The sequence below is a fragment of the Azohydromonas lata NBRC 102462 genome, assembly GCF_001571085.1.
Taxonomy (GTDB): domain Bacteria; phylum Pseudomonadota; class Gammaproteobacteria; order Burkholderiales; family Burkholderiaceae_C; genus Azohydromonas; species Azohydromonas lata.
This window is the reverse complement of record NZ_BCTC01000186.1, coordinates 1-6,437: the sequence shown is the minus strand read 5'-3', so window position 1 is coordinate 6,437 and position 6,437 is coordinate 1. Positions and strand designations below refer to the sequence as shown.

The following is a 6,437-nucleotide window of genomic DNA, read 5'->3' as shown; positions in this document are numbered from 1 at the left end:
AACACCACGTTGCCGAACACCAGCACCACCATGATGGCCAGCGCCAGCGCAATCAGCGCATCCAACAGGCGGCAATAGCCGTCCAGGAACTTGTTCATCGTTCGTCTCCTCGCACCTCGCGCCGCCGGGCAGGCGCATGCGGTCAAAAAGGGCAAAAGCTCGGCGCCGGATCAGCGCGGCAAAGCAAATACCTGAAACCGGTTTCCGCTATGCTACGGAAACCGGTTTCTCACTTTTATCGGGGCTTACCCGTGGTCAGCGGAGGCCGGAGAGCGGCGCCCGCGTGGGCGCTCGGCAGGCGTTTGGGCGGTTTTTCGGACGCTTTGGGGGCGTGGCCGGTGCGCCGCGCGCGCGCTCAGGCCGGCGCGGGCACGTTCACGAGGCCGCTCCACTCGCGCATTTGGGCCACGAGGCCGGGCTCCAGCGGGATGCCGGCCTCGCTGCGCTGCGAGAGGCGCTGCAGTTCGGGGTCGCCGGGCATGCGGGGCGCGCCGGGTTCGGCCGCCAGGGTTTGGGCCATGAGGGCGACAGTGGCGGCCAGCGTGGCGCCGCCGGCAAAGCGCATCGGGTCCAGGACGATGAAGAAAGCGCCCAACTCGCGCGGGCGGTGCAGTTGTTCGTACATGGGCGGGATGTGCGGCCCCCAGGGGTTGCCGTGCAGCGGGCCGCACAGCAGCTCGATCATCAGCGCCATGGCGTAGCCCTTGTGGCCGTAGTCGGTGCCGCCCAGGGGCAGCAGCGCGCTGGCGGCAGCGGCGTCGGTGGTGGGCTGGCCCTGGGCATCGACGGCCACGCCTTGCGGCAGGCCGCGGCCCTCGCGGCGCGCGTTCATGACGCGGTTCCACGGGATGGAGGTGGTGGCCATGTCCAGGCACACGGGCTCGCCATCGGCGCGCGGGAAGGCAATGGCGATGGGGTTGGTGCCCAGGAAGGGGCGGTGGCCGCCATGCGGCGCGGCGATGCTGTCCGCGTGCGTGAAGGCGATGCCGATGAGCCCTTCCTGGGCCGCGGCGCGGGCGTAGAGGCCGATGGCGCCGCAATGCGAGCTGTCGCTCACGCCCACGGCGCCCACGCCGGCCTCGCGCGCCAGGCGCATGGCCAGGCGGTTGGCGTGGTGGGCCACGGCGATGCCCAGGCCCTGGTCGCCGTGGACCTGGGCCGTGCAGGGGCCGGTGAGCTCGTCGCGGATGGCGGGGCGCGCCTTGATGGAGCCCGCGCGCAGCCGGTTGAGGTAGTGCGGCAGCCGGGCGATGCCGTGCGAGTCCACGCCCCACAGGCTGGTGAGCACCAGCGAGTCGGCCACGCTGCGCGCGTCGGCCTCGGGCACGTCCATGGCCTGCAGGCAGGCGCGGCCCCAGGTGCGCAGGGTTTCGGCGGGGCAGTGGATGAGTTCGATGGCTTCGGTCGTCAAGGTTGATTCCTCACTTGTTCCAATGACTTGCCGGGCGGGGGTTGTGCCCGGCGGCCTCGCGTCACGGGCGCCTCGCACCCTCATCCGTCATGCCCGCGAAAGCGGGCATCCACGCGGACCGAACCAGCGGCGCGCCAACGGCGGCGTGAAGCGATGCAGGGCGAAGGAGGCACCTCGGTGTTCGTGGATGCCCGCCTTCGCGGGCATGACGAAGTAGAGGGGCTACCTCATCTCATTCCTCACATCACCGCCCCCAGCGACCAGGGCACGAATTCATGCTGTCCATAGCCGTGGATCTCGCTGCGCGTCTTCTGTCCCGAGGCCGTGGCCAGCATGCGTCGGAAGATGGCTTCGCCCATCTCGTCCACGGTGGTTTCGCCCTCGACGATGCCGCCGCAATTGAGGTCTATGTCGTCGCCCTGCCGCTGCCACAGCGCCGTGTTGGTGGAGAACTTCAGGCTCGGCGCCGGCGCGCAGCCGTAGGCCGAGCCGCGGCCGGTGGTGAAGCAGATCAGGTTGGCGCCGCCCGCCACCTGGCCCGTGGCCGAGACGGGGTCGTAGCCCGGCGTGTCCATGTAGAGCAGGCCGCGCGCGGTGGCGGGCTGGGCGTACTCCAGCACGTCCACCAGGGCCGTGGTGCCGCTCTTGGCGATGGCGCCCAGCGACTTCTCCAGGATGGTGGTCAGCCCCCCGGCCTTGTTGCCGGCGCTGGGGTTGTTGTCCATGCGCATGTCGTTGCGCGCGGTGTAGCGCTCCCACCAGCGCACGCGCTCCATCAACCGCGCCGCGACGTCCGCATTCACCGCACGCCGCACCAGCAGGTGCTCGCCGCCGTAAATCTCCGGCGTCTCCGACAGGATGGCGCTGCCGCCATGCGCCACCAGCCGGTCCACCGCCGCGCCCAGCGCCGGGTTGGCGCTGATGCCGGAATAGCCGTCCGAGCCGCCGCACTGCAGGCCCACCGTCAGGTGGTTTACAGGCACCGGCTGCCGGCGCACGGCGTTGGCCTCGGCCAGCATGCCTTCAACCAATGCCACGCCACGTGCCACGCTCTGCGCCGTGCCGCCGGTTTCCTGGATGTTGAAGACGTGCAGGCGCGTGGAAGGCTGCAGCCCCTCCTGCGCCATCAGCCCGGCGATCTGGTTCGTCTCGCAACCCAGGCCGATCACCAGCAGCGCCGCGAAGTTGGGGTGGCGCGCATAGCCGCCCAAGGTGCGGCGCAGCAGCTTCAGCGCGTCGCCCTCGCTGTCGGTGGCGCAGCCCAGGCCGTGGGTGAGCGCGACCACGCCGTCCACGTTGGGGTAGGCGGCCAGCGGCTGCGCGTCGGCCGGCAGGCGCGGGTGGGCCTTGAAATGGTCGGCGATGGCGCGCGCCACCGTGGCCGAGCAGTTCACCGAGCTGAGGATGCCGATGTAGTTGCGCGTGGCCACGCGGCCGTCGGCGCGAACGATGCCCTCGAACGTGGCCGCGGGCGTGGCGTGCGGCGTGGGCAGCGCGTCCACGCCCACTTCGAGCGCGCGCTCGAAGTCGCTGAAGGCCAGGTTGTGCGTGTGCACGTGCTGGCCGGCGGCGATGTCGCGCGTGGCGCTGCCGATGACCTGGTTGTAGCGCCGCACGGGGCTGCCGGCCGGGATGTCGCGCACGGCCAGCTTGTGGCCCGGCGGCACCAGGCCCTGCACGGTCAGGCCCAGGCCCGCGATGCGCGTGCCCGCCACGAGTTGCTGCCGCGCGATGACGACGTCGTCGGCGGGGTGGATGCGTATCACGGGGTCCATGGGCCCTTGCCTCCGCCTTACTGGTCCAGCAGCCGGGCGTCCCAGGCGTGCACGGTCTGGCGCTGCTCGCCCAAGCCCGCTATGCCCAGGCGCATCACGTCGCCGGCCTTGAGGTAGACGGGGTTGGGCTTGGCGCCCAAGCCGACGCCCGGCGGCGTGCCGGTGCTGATGATGTCGCCCGGCTCCAGCGTCATGAAGCGGCTGATGTAGCTCACGAGCTGGCGCACGCCGAACACCATGGTGCGCGTGTTGCCGTCCTGCCAGCGGCGGTCGTTGACCTCCAGCCACAGGTTCAGCGCCTGCGGGTCCGGCACTTCATCCTGGGTCACCAGCCACGGGCCTATGGGGCCGAAGGTGTCGCAGCCCTTGCCCTTGTCCCAGGTGCCGCCGCGCTCGATCTGGTATTCGCGCTCGGACACGTCGTTGACCACGCAATAGCCGGCCACGCAGCCCAGCGCGTCGGCCTCGCTCACGTAGCGCGCGCGCTGGCCGATGACCACGCCCAGCTCCACCTCCCAGTCGGTCTTGACCGAGCCCTGCGGCATCACCACCGGGTCGTTTGGGCCCGTGACGGCGCTGTTGGCCTTGGTGAACAGCACGGGCTCCGCCGGCACGGGCAGGTTGGATTCGGCCGCGTGGTCGGCGTAGTTCAGGCCCACGCAGATGAACTTGCCCACCTGGCTCCACGGCGTGCCGATGCGCGCGGGCTGGGGCAGCAGCGGCAGCGTGGCGGGGTCGATCTGCTGCAGGCGGCGCAGGTTCTCGGGGCGCAGGGTGTCGGCGGTGATGTCGGGAATCACGCCGGAGAGGTCGCGAACCTGGCCCTGGGCGTCGAGCAGGGCGGGACGTTCGGCGCCGCGGGCGCCATGGCGAAGCAGTTTCATAGGGGTACGGCGAAGGGGTGAAGTGAAGGGAAAAAGTGGGGTGGAGCGGGCCGGTCGCCGGCTCGTCAGTTGGACCAGCCGCCGTCGATGACTTGCGCGGTGCCGGTGGTGAAGGCGGACTCGTCGCTGGCCAGGTACACGGCCAGCGCGGCGATCTCGCTGTCGCGCCCAAGCCGGCCCATGGGCTGGCGGGAGACGAACATCGCTTCCACCTCCTGCTCCGTCTTGCCGCTGGCCGCGGCCTGCGCGGCGATGCGCTCGCGCAGCGAGGGCGATTCCACCGTGCCGGGGCAGATGCAGTTGCAGCGCACGCCGCGGCCCACGAAGTCGGCGGCCACCGATTTGGTCAAGCCCACCACCGCGGCCTTGCTGGTGGCATACACGAAACGGTTCACGGGCGCCTTGATGCTGCCCGCCACCGACGCGACGTTGACGATGGAGCCGCTGCCGCGCGCGAGCATGCCCGGCAGGAAGGCGCGGAGGGTGCGGGCCATGGACTTGACGTTGAGGTCGAAGGCGAAGTCCATCTCCTCGTCGGTGCTGGCCAGCACGTCGCCGGCGTGGACGAAACCCGCGCCGTTGAAGAGCACGTCCACGTCGCCCGCTTGGGCCGCGGCGGCGTGGATGGCGGCGGCGTCGCGCACGTCCAGCCGCAGCACTTGGCTGCCCGCGGCGCCGGTGGCGGCGAGATCGCCGGCCAGCGCGTCCAGCAGCGCGGTGTTGATGTCGGTGGCGATGACGCGGGCGCCCTCGCGGGCGAAAGCCAGCGCCGTGGCGCGCCCTATGCCCTGCCCCGCCGCGGTGACGAAAGCGGTCTTGCCTTGCAGTCTCATCAGGTTGGTCCTCGTGCTTACTTGAGCATGCCCAGTTGCTGCGGCAGCCACAGCGTGATCTGGGGGATGTAGGTGATGGCGATGAGCGCACCCATGAGCGGCACCAGCCAGGGCAGGATGGCCATGGTGGTGCGCTCCACGGAGAGCTTGGAAATGCGTGCCAGGACGAACAGCACCATGCCCAGCGGCGGGTGCAGCAGGCCGATCATGAGGTTGAGCGTGATGATCAGGCCGAAGTGGATGGGCTCGATGCCCAGCTTCAGGACGATGGGCAGCAGGATGGGCACCAGGATGGTGATGGCCGCGATGGTGTCGATGAAGCAGCCCACGAACAGGATGAGCAGGTTGGCCAGCAGCAGGAAGACCCACTTGTTGTCCGTGATGCTCAGGATGGCGTCGGTGAGGATTTGCGCCGCCTGCGTGGTGGTCATGAGCCACGCAAAGATGGATGCAGCCGTGACGATGAAGAGCACCGAGGCCGTGGTCTCCACCGTGTCGAAGGTGGCCTTGGCCAGCGTGCGCAGCGTCATGCTGCGGTAGCGCACCAGGCCCAGGAACAGCGCCCAGATCACGGCGGCCACGGCGGCCTCGGTGGGCGTGAACCAGCCCATGGTCATGCCGCCAATGAGGATGACCGGGGCCATGAGCGCCATCACGGCCGAGAAGTTGAATTTCCAGTCCAGCGCCAGCAGCGCGACGAAGCCGATGCCCGCGGCCAGGTTGGGCGACACGCCGGCCTTGGTCATGAGCCACACCGCCATGGGGAAGGCCAGGACGATGGCGATCTCCAGCGTCGCGCCGCCCAGGCGGCCCCAGTGGAAGGCGACGTCGCCGCCCCAGTTGTTCCTGCGTGCAAACCAGGCCACCGTGAACATCATGAGCAGCGTCATGAAGATGCCCGGCAACACGCCGGCCAGGAACAGCGCGCCGATGGAGACGTTGGCCATCATTCCGTAGATGACGAAGGGCAGCGAGGGCGGAATGATGGGCCCCAGCGTGGCGGAAGCCGCCGTGACGCCCACGGCGAACTCGGTGTCGTAGCCATGGTCCTTCATGGCCTTGATCTCGATGGAGCCCAGGCCCGCGGCGTCGGCGATGGCCGTGCCCGACATGCCGGAGAAGATGACGGAGCCGATGATGTTGACCTGGCCCAGCCCCCCGCGCATCCAGCCCACCAGCGCCACGGCGAAGTTGTAGATGCGGCCGGTGATGCCGGCGATGTTCATGAGGTTGCCGGCCAGGATGAAGAAGGGAACGGCCAGCAGCGGGAAGGACTCGATGCCGGCAATCATGCGCTGCGCCACCACGATGTCCGGGACCGAGCCCGATACCAGGATGAAGAGCAGGGACGCCCCGGCCATGGCCACGGCCACGGGAACGCCGACGAGCATCAGCGCGAGGAAGGAGCCTACGAGGATGAGCATGGGAGTACGGCTTTCGTTCTGATGTGAATGCTCGGGGTGGGTGCTCAGAGGTGAATGCTCAACGGCATTGCGCGTTCTGCCGGCCAAGGCGCTTCGCCATCTACCTCGTC

The 6,437-nt window shown here is 69.6% G+C and carries 5 protein-coding genes and 1 pseudogene; all 6 read right to left on the bottom strand.

The annotated features are described in order from the left end of the window. Positions 1–98 (bottom strand): annotated as a pseudogene (locus ALA01S_RS35105) (TRAP transporter small permease); the annotation flags it as partial. 257 nt (positions 99–355) lie between these two features. After that, complete coding sequence (locus ALA01S_RS29950; protein ID WP_238456016.1) at positions 356–1,411, bottom strand: Ldh family oxidoreductase; 1,056 nt, start codon at positions 1,409–1,411, stop codon at positions 356–358. 239 nt (positions 1,412–1,650) lie between these two features. After that, a complete protein-coding gene (locus tag ALA01S_RS29945) occupies positions 1,651–3,186 on the bottom strand; it encodes a UxaA family hydrolase (protein WP_066343235.1) in 1,536 nt (511 codons plus the stop codon). Positions 3,187–3,203: 17 nt separating this feature from the next. Further along, positions 3,204–4,070, bottom strand: coding sequence for a fumarylacetoacetate hydrolase family protein (locus ALA01S_RS29940; protein WP_066343232.1), 867 nt, complete (start codon positions 4,068–4,070; stop codon positions 3,204–3,206). A 65-nt stretch (positions 4,071–4,135) separates the two neighbouring features. After that, positions 4,136–4,903 (bottom strand): SDR family oxidoreductase, encoded by a 768-nt coding sequence (locus tag ALA01S_RS29935; RefSeq protein ID WP_066343229.1) that lies wholly within the window; start codon positions 4,901–4,903, stop codon positions 4,136–4,138. Positions 4,904–4,920: 17 nt separating this feature from the next. Then, positions 4,921–6,327, bottom strand: coding sequence for a TRAP transporter large permease (locus ALA01S_RS29930; RefSeq protein ID WP_066343227.1), 1,407 nt, complete (start codon positions 6,325–6,327; stop codon positions 4,921–4,923). Positions 6,328–6,437: the final 110 nt, after the last annotated feature.